Annotated in this window: 16 protein-coding genes and 2 tRNA genes; 13 read left to right on the forward strand and 5 right to left on the reverse strand. The window is 43.5% G+C overall.

Annotated features, from left to right (window positions below; all coding sequences use genetic code 11):
- The 7 genes from AB1L08_RS17500 to AB1L08_RS17530 form a co-directional block, all read left to right on the forward strand.
- On the forward strand, positions 1-289 hold a 289-nt coding region (locus AB1L08_RS17500), incomplete at its 5' end, for a hypothetical protein (protein WP_413065933.1).
- 42 nt (positions 290-331) lie between these two features.
- Entirely contained in the window at positions 332-847 is a 516-nt protein-coding gene (locus AB1L08_RS17505; RefSeq protein WP_413065934.1) for a TRAP transporter small permease, read from the forward strand.
- Complete coding sequence (locus AB1L08_RS17510; RefSeq protein ID WP_413065935.1) at positions 844-2,136, forward strand: TRAP transporter large permease; 1,293 nt, start codon at positions 844-846, stop codon at positions 2,134-2,136. The genes AB1L08_RS17505 and AB1L08_RS17510 overlap by 4 nt, the downstream gene beginning before the upstream one ends.
- A 26-nt stretch (positions 2,137-2,162) precedes the next feature.
- Complete coding sequence (locus tag AB1L08_RS17515) at positions 2,163-2,924, forward strand: IclR family transcriptional regulator (protein WP_413065936.1); 762 nt, start codon at positions 2,163-2,165, stop codon at positions 2,922-2,924.
- Complete coding sequence (locus tag AB1L08_RS17520) at positions 2,921-3,796, forward strand: HpcH/HpaI aldolase/citrate lyase family protein (protein WP_413065937.1); 876 nt, start codon at positions 2,921-2,923, stop codon at positions 3,794-3,796. Before AB1L08_RS17515 ends, AB1L08_RS17520 begins: the two co-directional genes overlap by 4 nt.
- Positions 3,797-3,816: 20 nt before the next feature.
- Positions 3,817-4,287, forward strand: coding sequence for a MaoC family dehydratase (locus tag AB1L08_RS17525; RefSeq protein WP_413065938.1), 471 nt, complete (start codon positions 3,817-3,819; stop codon positions 4,285-4,287).
- A 23-nt stretch (positions 4,288-4,310) separates the two neighbouring features.
- Positions 4,311-5,468, forward strand: coding sequence for a CaiB/BaiF CoA transferase family protein (locus AB1L08_RS17530; RefSeq protein ID WP_413065939.1), 1,158 nt, complete (start codon positions 4,311-4,313; stop codon positions 5,466-5,468).
- Positions 5,469-5,644: 176 nt separating this feature from the next.
- Here the strand turns inward: AB1L08_RS17530 and AB1L08_RS17535 are convergent, their stop codons facing one another.
- The 3 genes from AB1L08_RS17535 to AB1L08_RS17545 form a co-directional block, all read right to left on the reverse strand.
- The gene (locus AB1L08_RS17535; RefSeq protein WP_413065940.1) at positions 5,645-5,905 is read right to left on the reverse strand and encodes an RNA polymerase sigma factor; all 261 of its coding nucleotides are present in this window, start codon (positions 5,903-5,905) and stop codon (positions 5,645-5,647) included.
- A 374-nt stretch (positions 5,906-6,279) separates the two neighbouring features.
- Positions 6,280-6,353 (reverse strand) — tRNA-Pro (locus AB1L08_RS17540).
- Between the two features lie 3 nt (positions 6,354-6,356).
- Positions 6,357-6,439: transfer RNA gene (locus tag AB1L08_RS17545), tRNA-Leu, on the reverse strand.
- An 842-nt stretch (positions 6,440-7,281) separates the two neighbouring features.
- Here AB1L08_RS17545 and AB1L08_RS17550 point away from each other — a divergent pair.
- Together AB1L08_RS17550 and wrbA are read left to right on the forward strand one after the other, a co-directional pair.
- Positions 7,282-9,810: a transglycosylase domain-containing protein gene (locus AB1L08_RS17550; protein WP_413065941.1), complete on the forward strand. Its 2,529-nt coding sequence runs from the start codon at positions 7,282-7,284 to the stop codon at positions 9,808-9,810.
- A 179-nt stretch (positions 9,811-9,989) separates the two neighbouring features.
- The gene (gene wrbA / locus AB1L08_RS17555; RefSeq protein ID WP_413065942.1) at positions 9,990-10,601 is read left to right on the forward strand and encodes an NAD(P)H:quinone oxidoreductase; all 612 of its coding nucleotides are present in this window, start codon (positions 9,990-9,992) and stop codon (positions 10,599-10,601) included.
- A 508-nt stretch (positions 10,602-11,109) separates the two neighbouring features.
- Here wrbA and AB1L08_RS17560 read toward each other — a convergent pair.
- Positions 11,110-11,823 carry an endonuclease/exonuclease/phosphatase family protein gene (locus AB1L08_RS17560; protein ID WP_413065943.1) on the reverse strand — a complete coding sequence of 238 codons (714 nt, stop codon included), beginning with the start codon at positions 11,821-11,823 and terminating at the stop codon, positions 11,110-11,112.
- Between the two features lie 173 nt (positions 11,824-11,996).
- On the opposite strand from AB1L08_RS17560, the gene AB1L08_RS17565 reads away from it, so the two are divergent.
- The 4 genes from AB1L08_RS17565 (at position 11,997) to AB1L08_RS17580 (ending at position 19,107) form a co-directional block, all read left to right on the forward strand.
- Positions 11,997-12,554, forward strand: coding sequence for a YkoP family protein (locus tag AB1L08_RS17565; RefSeq protein WP_413065948.1), 558 nt, complete (start codon positions 11,997-11,999; stop codon positions 12,552-12,554).
- Positions 12,555-12,578: 24 nt separating this feature from the next.
- Positions 12,579-14,156, forward strand: coding sequence for an alkaline phosphatase family protein (locus tag AB1L08_RS17570; protein WP_413065944.1), 1,578 nt, complete (start codon positions 12,579-12,581; stop codon positions 14,154-14,156).
- A gap of 699 nt (positions 14,157-14,855) precedes the next feature.
- Complete coding sequence (locus AB1L08_RS17575) at positions 14,856-16,055, forward strand: MFS transporter (RefSeq protein WP_413065945.1); 1,200 nt, start codon at positions 14,856-14,858, stop codon at positions 16,053-16,055.
- Between the two features lie 340 nt (positions 16,056-16,395).
- Entirely contained in the window at positions 16,396-19,107 is a 2,712-nt protein-coding gene (locus AB1L08_RS17580) for an MBL fold metallo-hydrolase (RefSeq protein ID WP_413065946.1), read from the forward strand.
- A gap of 226 nt (positions 19,108-19,333) precedes the next feature.
- On the opposite strand, the gene AB1L08_RS17585 is transcribed toward AB1L08_RS17580, so the two are convergent.
- On the reverse strand, positions 19,334-20,101 hold the full coding sequence (locus AB1L08_RS17585) for a polysaccharide deacetylase family protein (RefSeq protein WP_413065947.1): 768 nt from the start codon (positions 20,099-20,101) through the stop codon (positions 19,334-19,336).
- Between the last annotated feature and the right edge of the window lie 702 nt (positions 20,102-20,803).

Raw genomic sequence — 20,803 nt, forward strand, 5'->3', positions numbered from 1 at the left:
AGTTAAATTATCCCATATTTATCAAAATTTAGGGGGTATGATAATTGAAATTATCTCGAAGATTTTTTACTCCTCAAAGCTGGATGAGAAGAATGAGGAATTGGCACAAAAGTATGCCCGGGAAATGGACGTATATGAATTGAGTGAGGAAGAATCCGCTGCGTGGGACAAGGCTTTGGAGCCTGCTTGGGATCGTTGGGCAGAAGATTTGGAGAAACGCGGATTCAATGCGAATGAAACGATTAAAAAGTATCGGGAAATTCAAAAGGAATTGGGTTACGACAAATAGTGCAGGCAGCTGTTACGGCTGAATCCGATAGAGGTGAAAAATATGGACGTATTTGTAAAATGGTTTGACCGATTGGAAGTTGTTTTCTTGCGACTTTCCCAAGTGGCACTCGTATTGATGATGCTGTTGACGACTGCCGATGCAATCAGCCGGTACCTGTTCAAGCAGTCGATTGTCGGTGCTTATGAAATGACAGAGCTGTATTTGATGGTTGCGCTCGTATTTCTAAGTATGAGTTTTGTTAAAAAAATCGATGGGCACATCCGTCTGGACATTCTGTTCGACCGATTCCCCAAAAAGGTCCAATACATTCTGGATGCCTTTTATTGCTTATTGGCGGCAACGATGTTTTTCTTCATTGGCCTGAAAGGTTTGAATATGACAGTGGAAGCACTCCAATACCGATATGTTGCTGCCGGACTGATCAATTTTCCATTATGGCTTTCTTACGTATGGATTCCGATTGGTTCGTACCTGCTCATGATCCGTCTATTATTCTCTGTAATTCGTGTATTTTTGGATAAAGACAGAGAACCAGATAGGGGTGACGCGGTATGACAGTAGCCATTCCATTGATTTTAATGCTTCTATTATTGGTACTCGGTATGCCGATTGCGTTTGCTTTAGGAATATCGGGCAGTATCGGTTTGCTGATGAACAGCGGCTGGGATTCATTTTTAGGAATCATGCAGACAGCCCCATACGATAGCGTCAAAAGCTTTATTATGACATCAATTCCGATGTTCATCCTCATGGCTTCGTTAATGACCGTCAGCGGAATTATGAAAGAACTATTCGAGGCGGCGTATAAATGGTTGGGAAAATTGCCGGGGGGACTCGGGATTGCAACGGTATTTGCAGGTGCGATGATGGCAGCAGTTTCCGGTTCCAGTCAAGCTGCGGCAGCGGCGATGTCGAAAGCGGCTGCTCCGGAAATGAAAAAATATAAATACAACACATCCTTTACAATGGGTGTTGTCAGTATGGCCGGTACACTGGCGGTCATGATTCCGCCGAGCATCATTCTCATCCTTTACGGAATTTTGACTGAAACCGGTGTGGGGTCGCTCCTCATCGCTGGGATCGTGCCTGGCATCCTTACGGGGCTCGGTTATATAATCGTCATTATCATTTGGGTGAGGTTAAGGCCGGAAATCGCTCCCAAGATTGAAATCAATCCGACGATGAAGGAAAAGCTCATTGCACTTAAAGATGTTTGGCCAATGCTTGTCATTGTCATTGTGGTGATTGGCGGGATTTACAGCGGGCTTGTCACGGCGACTGAAGCAGGTGCGATGGGTGCTTTCATTACACTGCTTGTTGTACTTTTCATGGGAAGGCTGAATATGCAAAAGTTCGGTGTTGCCCTGAACGACACGATTAAATCGACGACGATGATCATGACAATCATCATTGGAGCCCACATCTTCAGCTACTTCCTGACATTGACGCAGTCTACGCAAAGAATTGTCGGAATGGTTGAAGGACTGGATATCTCCAAGTACTGGATATTATTAATCATAGTCATTATATATCTCATATTAGGTTTCTTCATGGACCAGATTGCGATTCTTATTTTGACACTGCCATTGACATTCCCGATTGTCATTTCTCTCGGATTTAATCCGGTTTGGTTTGGGATCATTATTACAAAAACTGTAGAAATCGGATTGGTCACACCGCCAGTCGGCATGAATGTCTTTGTCGCAACCGGAGCGGCGAGAGTCAAAACGGCAGAAGGATTCAAAGGGGTTACGTGGTTCGTCATTATGGATCTACTAATTCTTGCCCTTCTCATTGGAGTGCCAGCCTTGACACTTTGGCTTCCGGAACTGATGATTAAATAAAAGAATGGCAGGAAGGATCGGTCACTATGAAATCAAATGTCATCTCCAAAACATTTACGATACTCAGAGCTTTTACAGACGAGAAAAACGAGTGGGGTGTAAATGAGCTTTCCAGGCACTTGAAAATGCCAGTCAGCAGTCTCCACAGAATGATTTCGATGCTGAAGGACGAGCATATTTTGGAATACTCGGATGTCACGAATAAATACCGGGTAGGTACAGATTTTATCCGGATGGCATCGATTATTTCGACGAATGTGGATGTGAAAAAGGTGGCTCGCCCATATCTGGAGAGCCTTTCGAAAGAATTGCACCACTCGGTTTATTTTGCACTTTATTACCCGCAACACAAAAAGCTTTCGTTTGTTGACAGTGTTAAAAGTTCCTTTGCTCTTCAATATGTGCTTGAAATCGGGGTATTGGAGCCTGTCCATATTGCGGCAAGCGGAAAAACCATTTTAGCCCATCTCACGCAATCTGACATATCGGCTATTTTCGAAGCGGAAGCAGTGTCGGAAGAGGAAAGATTGAAAATCAGTAAAGAGCTCAAGCAAATCAAATCGCTGGGTTATGCGATAACTGCAAATGAACGGAAAAAAGGGGCAATGAGTGTAGGTGCTCCAGTATTCGATGCAAGCAATAAAGTAATTGGAAGTATCATTTGTGTCGTTCCGATCGGCGACTATAAGGAAGAATTTGAAGCTCATTATATTGAAAAAGTCAAGGAAGCTGCTGAAAACATTTCCTACTCGTTAGGCTATTTGAAAAAAGGGGGCGGAACGTTATGAGGAATTATCGGACATTGCTCTTTGTTCCGGCCATCAAGAAGAAGTGGGTCGGGAAGGTTGCTTGTTACAAGGCGGATGGCGTTATTCTCGACTTGGAGGACAGTGTACCCGTCCAGTCCAAAACCGTGGCACGGCAAAATGCAGCAGAAGCGATTCCGCACATGAGTGCCGAAGGGGTCCATGTTTTTGTCCGAATCAATCGGGTTACGGAGTTCGATGAAAATGATCTCCGTGCGGTAATTCAGCCTGGCCTTGCAGGAATCGTGCTTCCGAAACTGGACGGACCGGAAGAAATCGAAGAATTGTCCGCACTGCTTGATAAACTTGAAGAAGAAAAGGGCTTGGAGAACGGGTTCGTCAAGCTCCTTCCTATCTTGGAGACGGCGAAATCGATGCAATTGGCTTATGAGATTGCTTGCTGTGACCGTGTGATGGGGATTGCCGGATTGAGCGCGAAAAACGGGGATGTCGCCCGTGCGCTCGGCTACCAATGGACGGCGGAAGGGCTCGAGACCTTGTACATGCGGTCGAAGGTCGTCATGGCCGCACGTGCAGCAGGCGTCCAGCCGATCGGAGGGCTTTGGCAGGATGTCCATCATCTTGAAGGCTTGAAAAAGAGTGCAAGTTTCAACCGGCGGCTTGGCTTTGTCGGAGAGCTGATCCTTCATCCTTCGCATGTTTCCATTGTTAACGACCTATACGCGCCGTCGGAAGAAGACATCGAATATTACGCCGGTATGGTCGAGGCATTTGAAGCTGCCGAGCGGAATGGTGAAACAGCGTTTATGTACCGCGGGGAGCATATCGACTACGCACATGTAAAAACGGCAAGGGAAGTGCTCGCCGTTGCTGAACAATATACCGTGAAATAAGTCAGAAGGAGGTTGTAAGTTTGGCTTTCGGGAAATATTTTGAGGAACTGCATGTCGGTGATGTTTATCAGCATCGTCCAGGAAGAACTGTAACGGAGACGGATAATCTTTTATTCACAACGTTGACGCATAACACGCAATCCTTGCACTTGGATGAAGAGTATGCAAAGGGTACCATCCACGGCGGACGGATTGTGAATAGTTTGTTTACCCTATCATACATCGTTGGTGTAGGAGTCGGCGATTTGACAGAAGGAACGACACTCGGAAATTTAGGCTTTGACGAAACTACGTTCCCCCACCCCGTCCGAATCGGTGATACGCTGCGCGCGGAAACGGAAATCGTAGATAAACGTGAATCGAAATCACGCCCTGACAGAGGAGTTGTCTGGTTTGAGCATCGGGCATATAACCAGCATGGAGATTTAGTTTGTAAGTCCAAGCGTGCTGGTATGATGTTGAAGAAATCAGCTGCGACAGTCAATAACTAATGAAAGTTTGAGGAGGAATAAAGATGAGAGGACCACTGGATGGGATCCGTGTACTTGATCTGACTTCCGTTGTGATGGGTCCTTATTGTACGGTCATGTTGGCGGATATGGGAGCAGATGTCATTAAAATTGAAAATCCTTCTGGGGATACGACCCGTTACCTCGGTCCAGCGAAGCATCAGGGGATGGGCACCCTATTCCTTCATTTAAATCGAAACAAACGAAGCATTGCCTTGAATTTGAAAAGCGAGGAAGGCATAAAGGAGATGCGCGCGTTAGTAAAAGAAGCAGACATTTTTGTCCATACGATGAGACCGAAGACGGTGGAAAAATTAGGGCTATCGTTTAAAGACTTGAAGCCATTGAACAGCCGGCTGATCTACTGTGGCATGTACGGTTTCAGCAAGGAAGGACCTTATGGGGATAAGCCCGCATACGACGATATTATTCAGGCTGCGTCCGGCATAGCGGCTGCCCAAGGTCAAATCACGGGCCATCCTCAATACTTGGCAACCGTTTTGGCAGACAAGACTGCCGGCTTAGTTGGATTAAGTGCCATCCTGTCCGCTTTATATCATCGCGAGCGGAGCGGTGTCGGCCAGGAAATTGAAGTGCCGATGTTTGAAACGATGGTTTCTTATACGATGATGGAGCATATGTATGGCGAAACTTTCTCTCCTGCCATCGGGCCAATGTATTATTCCCGGGTCACCTCGCCATATCGAAAACCGTACAAAACAAAAGACGGCTACATCGGCGTCATGATCTACAACGATAAACAGTGGAAAGCATTCTTTGAGGTGGCGGACCGCAAAGATTTGGCTAAGGATGAACGATTTTCCAATATGGCCTCAAGAACAAAGCATATCGATTTTGTGTATCGTACAATCGAGGAAATCATGGTGGATAAAACGACAAAGGAATGGCTTTCTCTATTGGAGGCTGCGGACATTCCGTGCACGAACATCAATACACCGGATGATCTATTTGAAGATCCACATCTGAATGCGATTAATTTCTTCGAAACTGTCCACCATCCGACCGAAGGAGAAATCCGGAACATGAAGTTTCCGGTATCATTCTCGGAAACCCCTGTAGTCGTTAGCCGTTATGCCCCTAACTTAGGTGAGCACAATGAAGAAGTGTTGAAAGAACTGCATTTGCACGCAAAACGGAAATAGAAATTGGAGTCGGCATTCAATCATGGATGCCGGCTTTTTGCTAGGTTAGTGAAAAAATGTTTGAATTTCATGGTCTAAATGGCAACTATATGATAACTAAAGGAAGAAGGGGAAGTGGTCAGTGCCATATTAAGAACCGAAATGGGGCAAGACGTCCTGCAGCGCGGTTCGCAAAATCATGTTACAACTAACGCAGCGGAAAGCCTGCATTTTTGTTTAGGCCTCATATAAATACATTTCGGGCAATTTTTTAGAGTATGTAATTTTTCATAAGCTGAGATAATGGTATCCTGCATAACATCAGCTACATCTTCCTCATTGTTTAACATCCTGCTTGCTGTTCGGTATAATACATCTTCGTATTGCTTTACAAGTGAAACAAACGCTTCACCATCGCCCTTTTTTGCCTTTTTGACCAAGGCTTTTAGTAAACCCATTCCGTCACCCCCTAGTAGTTGTTTTGTTTTTCAATCTATTAGATATGGGAAAGTATCGTTTGGTTGCATTGAATTATATATCTCAAAAAGAAAAAGCTGTTTGACATACTAACCACGTTCAATATGTCAAACAGCTTATTTTTTATTTTTCCTTCAGTTAATATCTATAAATGACATCATTTACTATATAGTTTACATCACCGGTACAAATTCTCTAATAGCTTAAAGGAACGGTATGTTAGTTAAACTTATTTACGTGGCGTTCCACACGATAATCCGAATACAAAAAAGGAAGAGGCATCTCTTCCTTAGCCAATTGCTATTGTCCATTTAATGGGAGGTATGGTACCTTCCATTAAATGGACGTACCGAAATCGGAATGACAGGATTTGAACCTGCGACCTCTTGGTCCCGAACCAAGCGCTCTACCAAGCTGAGCCACATTCCGAAATGCCGCGGGTGGGAGTCGAACCCACACGCCCTTGCGGACACTAGAACCTGAATCTAGCGCGTCTGCCTTTCCGCCACCGCGGCAAGTAATGTTGACTTTATCATTATACCATATTCTTGTAATAGAAATATGACAAATTTTTAAAAGATATATTTGCCAGCTTTCTTCAGGGAAAAGGATTTTTCTGTGGCCGCTTTGATTTTCAATACGATGACACTCATTAAATGATTCCGGTATATTTTTTAATCATTCTATCTTGTTATCATCATGTAGACATTTTTAATTGAAACCATCTTCCATCTGCTGATGTTTGTGGGATTTTCCGCCTGGTACATCGGTCCCTTTTCATTATGGCATAAATATGAATATGATTATGATGGCTGTAGAATAAAGGAGAAGGGAACGTTTGTTTTGTAAAAATTGAATTCGGGAGCCATCATGGCCATGTTGTGTTTCCTGGACCTCTTGGTGTAAGAAATGGAAGGTCCCCGCGAGATTGCTCTCACTGGATCCTCAAAGTAGTGCAACCTCCATTCCCATAAGATGCATTGGGGGACACTATTCGTAATGAAAGGGCTACTTGTTGCCGCAAACAAATGATGATTTATCGGTCATTATGACGAAAAATTTTTAAAGGAAGAGACGCACTTTCATCGTATTCAATATATATAATAATACAATGGAAAGAGACTGTATTGGAAGAAGGAATACCCGCTAACCAAAGATTGTTTTCACTTACGGCATCAATTGAAAATCAAGTATTTCCGTAGAAGGATTTTAAATCAATTTCTATGGCTCGGGATGGGAAAATTCGACAATTTTCCCATTTATTTTCTATTAAATATCGACCGTTTCTTTGGTTTTGAAAAAGAAAAAATGGGGTATTCCTTCATTGCAATGATTACATATTGGGGGGAATGTGGTCATGGAGGATAGTTATCCTAGTCGCAGACTGTATAGAAAGAAAAGGAACCAAGGAAAAAGAGCTTTTAGAAAGTTGGCCATTTACATCGGGATGGCATTTTTTATCTGCGGCATTTTACTGATGAGTGTATTTGCGATTACCGGGTTGGCCTATGTAAAAGAAGCTCCGGCATTAAACCCGAAGCTGCTGAATTCCCCGCAGTCATCCACGATCTATGACATGAATAATAAAAAGATAAGAGATATCGCCGGGGAAGAATATCGTAAAACGGTCCCTTTGGACCAAGTTCCAAAAAAAGTGCAAAATGCGTTCCTTTCCGTTGAGGATAACAGGTTTTGGGATCATCATGGCATTGATTTCAAGCGGGTTGCCGGAGCAGTAAAGGCAAATGTAACGGAAGGTTTTGGAACGGAAGGGGGCAGTACGATCACACAGCAGTTGGTCAAGATGTCTTTTTTATCCCCTGAAAAAACCATTGAACGCAAGGTACAGGAGGCGTATCTCGCCTTAAAATTGGAGAGGCAGTATACAAAAAAAGAAATATTGGAGATGTACCTGAATAAAGTATATTTTGGCGAAGGTGCTTACGGTATCGCCACGGCCGCAGAAGTGTATTTCGGAAAATCCGTTAAGGATCTGAACATCAGTGAAGCGGCATTGCTGGCAGGGTTGCCGCAAAGGCCGAGCGGCTACAATCCATTCAAGTTTCCGGAACTTGCAGAGAACAGGAGAAATACGGTCCTTTCTCTAATGGAAAAACATGGATATATTTCGGAAAAGGAAAAAAAGGAGGCGCAATCCATTTCCGTTGCAAAACAGCTTACAAAGAAAGAGCGGAAACCTGCCTATAACAGTTTCACGGATCAAGTAATCGAAGAACTGAAAGAAAAAGGAATTGATGAGAAGGCGCTTTTTACGCAGGGACTGCAAATCTATACAACACTTGATCCAAAAGCACAGGAATTTACGGAGAAAGTGTTGACGACCAATGAATATATTGATTATCCCGATGATCAATTCAAAGCGGGTGTCGTGCTTTTGGATACGAAAACGGGTGAGATACGGGCGATTGGCGGAAATCGTCATTCAGAAGATAAAGATATCCAAAGAGGTTTCAACTATGCCACTCATTTAAAGCGCCAGCCGGGCTCTACTGCCAAGCCGATCATGGCCTATGGACCGGCAATTGAAACATTAAAATGGTCTACACATGAACAAATTAAAGATGAAGCAATTGAGCTGAACGGCAAGGTTTTCAAGAACTGGAACAACCGATTTCATGGAAATGTCTCCATGCGGACGGCATTGCAATGGTCGTATAATATCCCGGCCATTAAAGCAATGCAGGCAGTCGGCGCTGAAGAAGCGAGGAAATTTGCCGGCAAGCTCGGCATCGAGTTGGATGAAGTTTTTCCAGCCTATGCCATTGGAGGGTTTAAAGATGGAATATCGCCTCTCGAACTGGCGGGAGCCTATGCCGCATTTGGAAACGAGGGTGTTTTTAACGAACCTCACACCGTAAGGAAGATTGTCTATCCTAATGGCAAGGAAAAAAATCTCCAACCGAAACCTGTTCGGGCAATGAGTGATTATACTGCTTACATGATCACGGATATGCTCAAGACAGTAGTGACGGAAGGGACAGGACAGATGGCCGACATTCCGGGTCTTCCTTTGGCCGGTAAAACAGGGACGAACGAACTGCCGGATGATATATACGGGTCGGGAGTGACAGATGCCTGGTTCGCCGGCTATACAACCCGCTATGCCGCTGCAGTCTGGACGGGTTACGATAAGATCACACAGGAAAGCTATGTCCGTACAGAGGACTCCCACAATGCAAAATTGATTTTCAAACATATCATGTCTGAAGTATCCGAAGGAATTGAAACACCTGATTTCACGATGCCATCCTCGGTTGAAAAAGTGTCCATCGGCAACCGGGTCGAATTATTTGTCAAAGGGACTGCACCGAAAAGGGCTCCGGTCAAATTCAATAAACCTGTAAAAAGAAATAAAGTCGAGAACAAAAGCACGGAAGAAGCAGAAACGCAGAATGAGAACAAGCAGGAGGAAAATCAAGAACAAGAGATAGAACAGGAAAAGAAAAAGGGGACTGATCCGAACGAGGATAAACAAGATAATAAACCACCCGACACCAACAAGCCGGAAAATCCAGGCGCTGAAAAGCCCGGGCAGGACAATAAACAGCCTGGAGAGAATAATAATAATCAAAACGAACATCAGGGAGATAGCGGAAACAATAAGGGGGGTGGTGAAGAAAACAATGGGAACAACGATAAAGGCAATCCGGGAAATCAACCGCCGGGAAATAAAGATGGCCCTCCTTCAGGGGGGGCCGGCGGATCAGGTGGCTCCGATGGCAAACCACCCGGACAAAGCCCGCCTCCAAAAAAAGAAAGTGAAAATGGAGATCAGGCTTATTTAAAACGAGACTGCAATGGGGTTCTTCCATTGCAGTCTCGTTTTTTGGCCGGTTTTTTAGCCCAACCCGATAAAACACCGTAATGGGACTGGAACAAATCGGGAAAGAAGATTTGGCTCGTTACCGTTTTTCACTGGGAGAATCCGGGCCATCAATGGAGGCGGCATAAAGATTATAAATTGTGCATGTAAATCGGAATTAAAGAAATAATAGATGATGGTATGAAGCGATTCGAAATCCGTAAAAAAAGGAGAAGGATACATTGTCAAACGTTAATTTAGCCGTGATTTTTTACAGCATGGGCGGAACGAATTATCAACTGGCAAAATGGGCCGAAGAAGGAGCAAAAGAAGCTGGGGCGGATGTTAAGATATTGAAAGTGCAAGAGCTGGCTCCAGAATCCATTATTGAAAGAAATGAAGTGTGGAAAGCAACAGTAGAGGAAACAAAAGACGTTCCGATCGCCACGGGAGACGACATTCAATGGGCAGATGCAATGATTTTCAGTGTCCCCACCCGATTTGGAAACATGCCTTCACAAATGAAGCAATTCCTCGACATCCAAGGCGGGCTGTGGGCCTCCGGTAAAACAGTGAACAAAGTGGTCAGTGCAATGACTTCGGCACAAAACCCGCATGGCGGCCAAGAAGCGACTCTATTATCATTATATACGTCCATGATGCACTGGGGTGCAATCATCGTACCACCTGGCTATACCGACCAAGTTCTGTTTGGAGCAGGGGGAAATCCATACGGTACAAGTGTTACCGTAGACCAAGATGGAAAAATGGCAGACGACGTCCAAGCAGCCGTCAAACATCAGGCTAAACGCACGGTCACCGTTGCAGAATGGGTGAAAAAAGGAAATGAGTAATGTAATCAAAAGCTAATCGGCAAATGTTCGATTAGCTTTTTTTAAATTTGTCCAGCCCAGCGCCTAGCCCTATATGGGGTCACGTAGAGTGGCTCTAAGTGACCGTAAAGGTTGAAAATCCGTCGCTTCGGTCACATAGAGTGGTTCCAAGTAACCGAAAAGGGTGAAGATTTCTCATTTGGGTAACATAAAAAGGTTCTAAGTGACCGTAAATGATAAAAATTCGTCATATGGGTAACATAGAGCGGCTCTAAGTGACCAAAAAGGTTGGAGCCCCATCATTTGGGTCACATAGAATGGCTTAAAGTGACCGAAAATGATGAAAACACGTTATATGGGTCACATAGAGTGGTTCTAGGAGCCGAAGAAGGTTAAAAACTTCATCAGGACCGCACTTATTAATATGAATGCGGATAAGCACCGGCTTGTAAATGGCTGTCCCGCTTTTTTTCCATGAATTCATTTAATACTGGTCCCACTGTTAAAAATATATTGGGTCTTTTGATCCTCAAGCTCTATAATACAACGTTGCCACTACAGGCAAATGATCAGAAGCTTCGGGCATTTTGTTTACTGCCTTTGCATGTATTATTTCAAGATCGTGACTTGCGAAGATGTAGTCCAGCCGAGATCTTGGCCGATTGGAAGGATAAGTGAAACCAGCTCCCTTGCCTGCGGCTTCCCACACATCCTGGAATTTCTTCGTTATTTTTCTCCATCCTTTGGATCCCGGTTTCATGTTCCAATCTCCCATTAAAATTGCAGGATGGGAATCATTTTGATACCGGCTTATTATAAAATTCGTTTGCCTCCTGTGAAGAATTGGATTCAGACTTAAGTGGGTGACCAAAATTTTTAATGATAATTGATCAATCTGAACCCCTGCCTCCAGTAATGATCGCCCTTCGGTCATCACGGGTATTTGAAATGAATGGGGCTTTTTGCTGATTATGGGAAATTTCGACAAAAGGGCATTTCCAAAAAGGCGTGTTTTTGGCAAATGTTTAGGCTTTTTACGAACGGATGGGCAAAAAGCATAGTCCATCCCAAGTTCATTTGCCAGCCAAGCCGCTTGATCTTCCAAAAGACTCCGTTTTGAAAAATAGCGGTCAACCTCATTAAGGCCAATAATATCGGCATTGCAAAAAGCAATGACCTCGGCAATTCTCCCAAGATCCGCTTTTTTATCCGTTCCCTTGCCATGATGAATGTTAAATGTCATTGCCCTGATCTTCAAAGTCTTCACCTTTTCTGAATGATTTCGTTTGGAAATTATTGTATGAAGTTCATCATTTCATTCACGAGACTTATTTTTCCACTTATATTCAAACAGGTTCAAATGCAAAATAAGAGAGGTTAAAAATCGTTACGAGGGGAACTGTCATGGGCATCAGAATGAGAAAATATTGCCTTTCGGCATGGAATTTTATCGATCCGATATATTTTCAATTTACACGGCTAAAGTATATTCAAAAAGAATGTGGAAAAAAATCGATATTACGTGTCCGTTTAACAAAATACAAAGGCAGGGATATCGTTTTATCGGATGGGACATCTATCAACAAAAATGACGTACTTGTGAAAATTCATTTGCATAATGTAAAGCTTTTACAGCAAATGGAGTGGTGTGATAGTGAAATCAGAAAAGCTTTCCTGATTTACCAAGGCGTCAAGGAATCACTTCCGTCCGTTATCCGTTACATTCAATCTCAGGAAAATGCGGATCAAATTAAAGGACTGATTGGCATTACAATGCTTTATAAAGGATGTAAAAAATTGGGGTTTGAACCCCACCCAATCGTTAGTCCGCTTTATAAGGATTTCAAAAAAGTTTCTCTTCTTCCGATTTATCTTCTCTCTTCAACAAACTCATTGCGAAAAGAAGTTCCATCCCCCATGTATTTATTTATGTCCAAGGATGCATTATTCAGCTGTTATGGAAACAATAATTGATTATGAAAAGGAAATGAAAAAAGGATGAAGAAAATGATGTATTTCATCAGCGCGATTATAATTATTTTACTGCTGATCCTGTTCATAAAAGGAATGAAACCCAATCGGCAATCTTTGGATCGGAAACAGATTACACAAACAGGGAAGCCCGTTATTTTACTGATGATTGATTCCCTGATGAATGAACCATTGCAGCAAGCAGTGAAAAATGGCCGTGCACCGGCGCTTCAGTTTTTTATGGAGCATGGCCGCTTTTATCCGGATGTGGTGAGCAGCTATCCCACTATGTCGGTAACGATTGACAGCACATTATTAACGGGAACGTATTCAGATAAACACCGGGTTCCTGGCCTCGTTTGGTATGACGAAAAAGAAAAGCGGCTCGTCAATTATGGAAGCGCCAAGGAAGAAGTGTTTAAGCTTGGAATTAAGGAAGTGGCCGAGGATAATTTTTATCATTTGAACCATACCCACTTAAGCCGTGATGTCAAGACCATTCATGAAACGTTGGCGGCGAAAGGGCTGCAAAGCGCATCTATTAATGCACTCGTATATCGGGGAGATGAAAAGAAGACACTCAACCTTCCTAAAGTGGCATCAAAGTTGAACATTGCGCCGGACAAATTAAAAATTGAAACACCTGCATTGTTTTCCTACGGTATGCTTGCACAATTCAGTCCAAAAAATGATCAGCATAATGATCCGTGGGAACAGTTTGGATTTAATGATAAATTCTCAGCCGAGGAATTAAAGCATCTTATTCAAAATGAGAAGCTGCCTGTTTTTACGATTGCCTATTTTCCGGAACTTGACCAAAAAGTCCACAAAAATGGCCCAAAGGATCACATCGCCGCCATTGAAAAGACGGACAAGCAGCTTCAGGAAGTTTTGAACACATATGAATCGTGGGACGAAGCAGTAAATGCTGCCATCTGGATTGTCATGGGGGACAGCGGACAAGCTGAAGTGGGAAATGACAAGGACAAAGCGCTCATTCAGTTGACTGAAATGCTGGATGCTTATCAAATACACAAAGTGACAGAACAGGTGAAGAAGGATGACCAAATTGTCCTGGGGTACAATGAAAGAATGGCCTTTATTTACATTTTGGATGAAACGTTAACACCGGAGGAAATCGTAAAAAAACTTCAAAAGGACGAAAGAATTGGTTTTCTTGCATGGAAAGACGGGGATGATGCACATGTTGCGGCAAGCGGCCATAAGGAAAATTTTACGTTTCACCCCAATGGGCGTTTTAGGGACCAATACGGACAGTCTTGGGAATTAAAGGGAGACCATACTGTTTTGGATCTTTCGGTTCAAAATCAATTTATTGACTACGGAATATACCCCGATGCATTGGCGCGTCTCTATAGTTCATTACATTCACATTCCGGAAATTATATCATTGTTGATGCGAAACCCGGATTTGAATTTCAGGGTGAGGGGACGCCAATTCACCCGGGTGGAGCGGCACACGGCTCGCTGCATAAGCAGGACTCATTGGTTCCGATGATCGTTACGGGTACGGAGTCAAAACCGCGCCACATGCGGATCGTTGATTTATATCCTTGGATTTTAGATTTAACGGCAAAGCATTGACGTATAAAAGGTATCTTCACCCACTCACCATCATATATAAGGGAAATGATCCAGACAATGGGCATTGCGGGAATCATTCACTTGTAGCTGCAGGCTCCCAAAATTGCTTTAAAATGTGTCTCTTTTGTTTGTTTCGCAACAAGAGGTATCCTGCCGCAGGGATTTACGGTTGATTTGGCAAAACATCTCCATGCACACGACGTTCCTGGTCAGGATGTCACCCTTACATCAATAAGTGTCAAATAAGGGAATGGCATTAAGGGATTGCGGCTCCATACATCCCTGCAAAGAAAGGGGAGGTAGTGAAAGGCCGCTTTTGGTGTTCGACTGGTCTTTGGCGTTCAAAATTGGACGCTACAGAACCTGAACTTCTCGCATGGGGCCTGGTATGTAGAGATCAATCCGTTGGATGAGAAAAAATTGGATATCTCTTTTTGGAATATTTTCGAGCTTCTTTACGAGAAGAAACGTTTGGGAGGATGTCATATATGGAATAAAGGTGCCAGCTTGCTATAATAAAAATAAAGAATTATTGGGAGAGTAATGAATATTTTTCATCTTGCTGCCCGCAATGTTTTATTAAAAGATAACAGTGTTAGCGGTTGCCATGGTTAAAAACGACAGAGGGGAGGCGAGCCTTTCCAGTGTAAACAACTGCCTTTTTTATCAAATCAAATAAATGATAAAAGGGGCGGTAAGATGAAAAGTAAAAATTTTAGGTTGTTATGGATGGGCCAGTTATTTGCCAATTTGGGCGATGTATTTTATATTGTCGGTTTGATTTCCATTTTATATGCTGCAAAAGGATCGGCGTTTTATTTGGCCATGCTGCCATTTCTCAACACGTTTGGCCGTTTTGTAAGCGGAATGGTTTCGCCGATATTATTAAATCGATATCGCTTAACATCTCTTTTGGCCGGCTCCCAGTTTTATAAAACGATTGTGTTGTTCGGAATTTCGGTGTGGGTTGGTTTTAAAGCGGATCCGAATATTTTGCCCATTTTTATATGTATCTTTATCATTGCTTTTTTGGATGGCTGGGCGGCGCCGGCAACGAAAGCATTGATTCCGAGATTAGTGGGGCGGACGGAATTCGTAAAGGCGAACAGCTTTATGGCGGTGATTAACGAAACGACCCAGCTCGGTGGATGGGCGCTCGGGGGAATTCTCGTCGCCATCATAAATGGGCAAAATATCATTTGGCTGACTTTCGTCTTGTTTGCTTTTTCCACTATGATGATGAAGGGAATTACGGATGAAACACCGCTGAAACCCCGGAAATTACAAAAGGGGGAAGAAATAAAAGAAGGATGGTTGATCATATGGAGAAATCCGCTAATTAGAACGATTCACGTTGTCATTTTATTGGAGGCGATTGCCAATGTCGTTTGGGTTGCCGCAATCCTTTATGTTTTTGTAACCGAAATGTTGAGCGTAACAGAAGCATATTGGGGATATATTAACGCTTTCTTTTTTGCAGGATTAATCGCTGGGGGCTTGTTTTGCTCAATATTTGCACTATTTGTAGAGCGGAACATGAAAAAAGTCCTCATCACTTCTTCAATTGGGATAGCTGTTTTGACGGCATGGTTTGGCGTGAATAATATTGCATGGCTGGCACTCATTTTAGTAGCCTGCAGCGGATTTCTTGACCAAATAAAAGGAATAGTGATCAATACGAGTTTGCAAAAAAATGTCTCTGTAGAACAACTTCCCAAAATATACAGCGCCCAGCATGCCCTCATTTCGTTTTTCTTCGGAATCTCGACACTGGTGTTTGGGACCCTCGCCGAGCTTGTGAGTGTGCAGTTGGTTTTCATTGCAGCAGGGATGCTATTGGCTGTTTCCGGAATCTATGTTTTCAGGATTGCTTTGAAATTAAATGTAAGCGGTAGCTGAATCCTATTGGATCAATATGAATAATAAGCTGCCATTTTGGCAGCTTTTTGTATTCCAGCCAACCTCCCCCCTCTTACTTCTAAGAAAGGTACTTGCGCATTTCTTATTTGGGCGCTTGGAAGCGCATCGTTCTTAATGCGAAGTGGAGGAAGTGTGTAGCTGACAGAGGTTCTTCGGCTTCAAAGGGGGTATTACGGTTTCCTATGCTTTCGGATTCACCCAAAATCAAAAACACTTCATCTTGCAGCTTGTCTTCAAATAAAAAAGGTATGCTTCACAATGTTAGCATTCATGATACAATCTCCTTAAAGAAGCTTTTTTATAGAGAGGGCGATAAAAAATGAAAGTGAGTGTTTTAGGCGGGGGAAGCGAGGTTGGGGCTTCCTGTTTACATATTGAAATCGGAAATGCTAATTTATTGATTGATGCCGGCATGCGGATGCATGGAGATGATTTGCTTCCGGCTCTTGGAATGTTGGATGGGTTGAGCAGCCCCGACTGCATTCTGGTGACCCATGCGCATGCCGATCATATCGGTGCACTGCCCATTGTCCATTCGCTGTATCCGGAAGTTCCAGTTTATGCGACACCACCGACGGTGGATTTAATGAGGGTGATGATGAGAGATGCTTATAAAATTATGGAACAACGATCAAAAGCAACCGACAGTTTACCTCCTTACACAATCGGACAGGTGAATCAGTTACTGGATTCATTACTTCATTTTCCGGCAAGCGGTATATTAAAAATCGGCAATGCGACCATTAAAAGTTACAGGGCAGGGCATATTTTGGGTGCCGTCATGTATTTGATCGAAGGAGATGGAGAAAGCCTGCTCGTGACTGGTGATTTGAGTTTTAAAGCGGGCAGGACGATTCCGGGTGCCGTAGTCCCCCGCGGCATGAATCCTGATATCGTGGTGATGGAGTCTACGTACGGAAACAGGGTGCATACTGACCGGAATACGGAAGAAAAGCGCCTTGCGGATCATGTATCCGAAGTGGTTTCGGGCGGAGGATTCGCTCTTATCCCCGCTTTTGCGCTCGGACGGGCACAGGAAGTGCTCCTTATTTTGCAAGATTATATGGATAAAGGGCTTATCCCCGAATTTCCCATTTATGTAGACGGGCTTGTGACGCCCATCAGCAGGATTTACAAAAACTATCCGCATTACTTGAAAGGACCCGTAGCATATCGGATCAGGCGAAATGGAGATGCATTTTTAACGGAAGGAAGATGCAAGGCTGTCGATCCGAAGGAACGCGAAGCCATCCTCAAAGGGAAACCCGGCTGCATTGTGGCATCATCCGGGATGTTAACGGGAGGCGCGAGCTCCTGGTATGCAGAACAACTCGTTGCGGGAGAAAAAAATGCCATTTTCATTACCGGCTACCAAGATGAAGAGAGTCCCGGAAAGAAATTGCTCGACTTGGCCGATGGCCTGGAACAGACGCTTGAATTAAACGGTACCTGTTATGAAGTCAAATGCCGTTTTGGTAAATACGGCTTGTCGGCACACGCCGACGCCAATGAAATGAACCGGTTTATCCAGTCAATGAAACCGACCTATACATTATTGGTTCATGGGGATGATGAGGCAAGAAGCCGGCTTGGGGAAATTATTGATCCAAGGTTTAAGCCCATTCTTGTGGAAAATGGTGAATCGTATCCTTTCGAAAAACGGTCATCCGGGAAAGGAATCAAAGGAAAACGAACTCATGCCTCAGATGCAAAAGATGATTTAAAAGAAAAAATAGGCCATCTCTTGCTTTATCAATCTGAAGATGGGCAGAGCCTGAATCCGGCAATCTGCACGGGGATCCATCCGAAGACGAATGCACTCATTTGCCAGACATTGAAAGGAAAGCCGTTAAGATTGCAGCTTCATCAAGTTGCGGAATTTGTGGGGCCCTGGAACGGACCGATTGATGAATTGACAGCTGCAGCCAATAAAGTGTTTCATTTCTCACTCCCTATTCTTGAAAAAATAAGGTGGAGGGAGCTACCGGAAAAACAATTATCCATAGCCGGTATTTTTGATGTATTAAAACCGGCTGATATAATGGAAAAATTGGCGATTACTCTGGCGCTCCAAAGCTTGCCACCAGAAAATAAAAGTGGGCCGGGACAGGGAACGGCCGTCTATATCATCGATGAAAAGGCCAAAAGCAAACTTGAAAAGCTCAATCTGCCCATACAGGCGATGAAAATGAATCCGGCAGCCGCTATTGAAAAGGCAAAAGGCCTTTTGGAAGGACATCCCCGCTTTGTCCGCTGCGGCATCAATGATTTGGGAACGGAGAATGAGCGGCTGACCATTTACTTTGACTTTCCGGATGCTGTAAAAACCGACGCAAGAAATGAATTGGCTGATTTGCTGAAAAGGGAAACCGGATGGGATGTCTCCTATTCCGATTCTGTCCGCCAGGATTTATTGCAGAAACTTGTCTTGGATTTATTCGGATCAAAGGTCGGAACTCCCTCCATCCATCTTCATGAACGGGCCGTTTCCTTGCCTGTGGAACAACCGGATGAAGCTGAAAAGTTCATTGCGATTTTTGAAGAAACAACCGGTTATCAACTATTATTCAAAAACCATCAAAATCATGGAGCGGCATCGCGAGAGGAACATATTTTTCAAGCCGTAAACGCGCCAAAAAGAATGGAAAACAACGAAGCGATTGCGGAAACAAAGCGTTGGGCCGAAGACAGGGGGATTCACATCTATAAAGTCGGCATTAAACAAGAAGTGGTTGAGGTCCATTTCATATCTCCCGAAATTGCCGCACGCCATGAATTGGATTTAGAAGAACTTTCCTGGCGTATTGGAAGACCGGTAACCTATAACAAACACCCGAAGCAAAACGAAATCATCCGGATCACCTTGGAATCTCTTCCTTTAGACTGGGTGCCCATGAAAAATCCGTCCATTCTAATCGATCGTAAAACAGTGGCGGTGAAACTGGCGGAGCAGCCCGGTACGGAAGAAAAGAAAAAAGTCAGAGAAATCATAGAAAAACAAACGGGCTATGTATTGGAAATAAGCAACTGATCCGGTCATCCGGGATTTCGTGTTTTTAACAGCGAGAAAAAATGATCATTTTTTCTCGCTGTTACTGTAAATTTTGTAGTAGACAATCATGAACAAAAGCAGCTCCTTGACCGTCATTTCGCTGGCTCAACCCAATTGGGACTGCATTACGAATGGAGCCATTTTACATCCATGATAAAATATGCGTTTGGACGTTTCCAAACATTGCCGAATCCCATTCAACTTCTTAAAAGGCAGGATCCATATCAAGCATTTCCTGTACCGTGACCAGCTTGTATCCTTTTTTTCTCAATTCGTCAATTATGTCGGGCAGAGCATGGACTGTTCCTGACAAATCCCCGCCTTCTCCAGTTCCCGAATGTTGTAAAACAATAGAGCCAGGGTTCACATTGGGGAGAATATTGCTTGTTACTTGTTTGGCATCAATTCCTTTCCAATCCAGAGAGTCCACGTCCCAGTTGACGATGATCTTCTTTTGGGCTGCCAGCCATTTAATCTGGCTTTCGCTTATATTACCATAGGGCGGCCTGATAATATTTGGCGTAAATCCGGTGGATGAGCGGATGAGCTGATCTGTTCTTCTGATTTGATCCCGGAAATCCGCCTCACTGAGATTTATAAAATTCGGGTGGTTGTACGAATGGTTGCCAATGGCATGCCCTTCCTGTACGATTCGCTTTACAATATCCGGATACTTTTCAATTCGAAACCCGACAAGAAAAAATGTCGCTTTGGCTTCCTTTTCTTTCAAAATATCCAATATTTTTGGTGTAAAGATGTCATCGGGCGCATCATCGAAAGTCAAAGCGACTTCTCGCTTCGTTCCAGGCCCCCTCATTAGAAATGTATTTTGGTATTTATTTCTTAAATTTGCTGAACCGGGTTGGGCAACAGGTTGATCCGCCAAATGCAAAGTTCGGGAAACAGTCTGTGCCTGCTCTTGATGGGAAGAGTGATGAGTTTGTGATTGTACAGTTTGCGTTTCAATTTTCATTATGCCAAAACTAATGCAAAGAAGAAAAAGAAACGATATAAGCCAACAATGTTTCATGGAGCATTTTTTCACCCTCTGTATATTTTGTCAATATAGGTTATGCCGTCACGGACAAAATATACTATCGCTTCATTAAAGAATGAAACCAGCATCACTGAAATACCCAACATGAATTTTTATAAACTTCAAGGTCAATTTCACCCAAAATAATTGGATAAAAATATGATTTTGGGCAAAATTGGTCTGATTCCTTGAGGGGTTGATACGACCTCCTGCTTCAATGGACCGAAAACCTCCGCAAGGCAAATGTCATTTTTTTATATGATTTCTGCAGAAGCACCGAACATCTTTAAGAGTGACCTCCGAAAAAAGATGAAGCACTAGAAAAAAATTCAGGCAGAATAGGAAATGTAGACGGGGCTGTTGGAAAGCCGGTTTTCACTGACCTCCCAAACAGCCCCGTTTGTCGAACTTTTTGTATTTACGAACGACTGGCAGAAGGCCCGGCATTTCAATGCCGGGATGAATGTCAGAAACATAGGTTTAAAAAAGAAATCGGCTCTTGTTTTTATTTTTTTTAAATATTGTATCATTAATGTAGAATGTATGTTCGGAGGTCCGGGTAAATATGGCGAAAAAAGGTCCCCGCTATGTCGTAGAACTATTCCTCAAAACGGAGATTTTTCAAGTTCATATATTAGA

The organism is Siminovitchia jepli (genome assembly GCF_047228825.1).
GTDB lineage: Bacteria > Bacillota > Bacilli > Bacillales > Bacillaceae_C > Siminovitchia.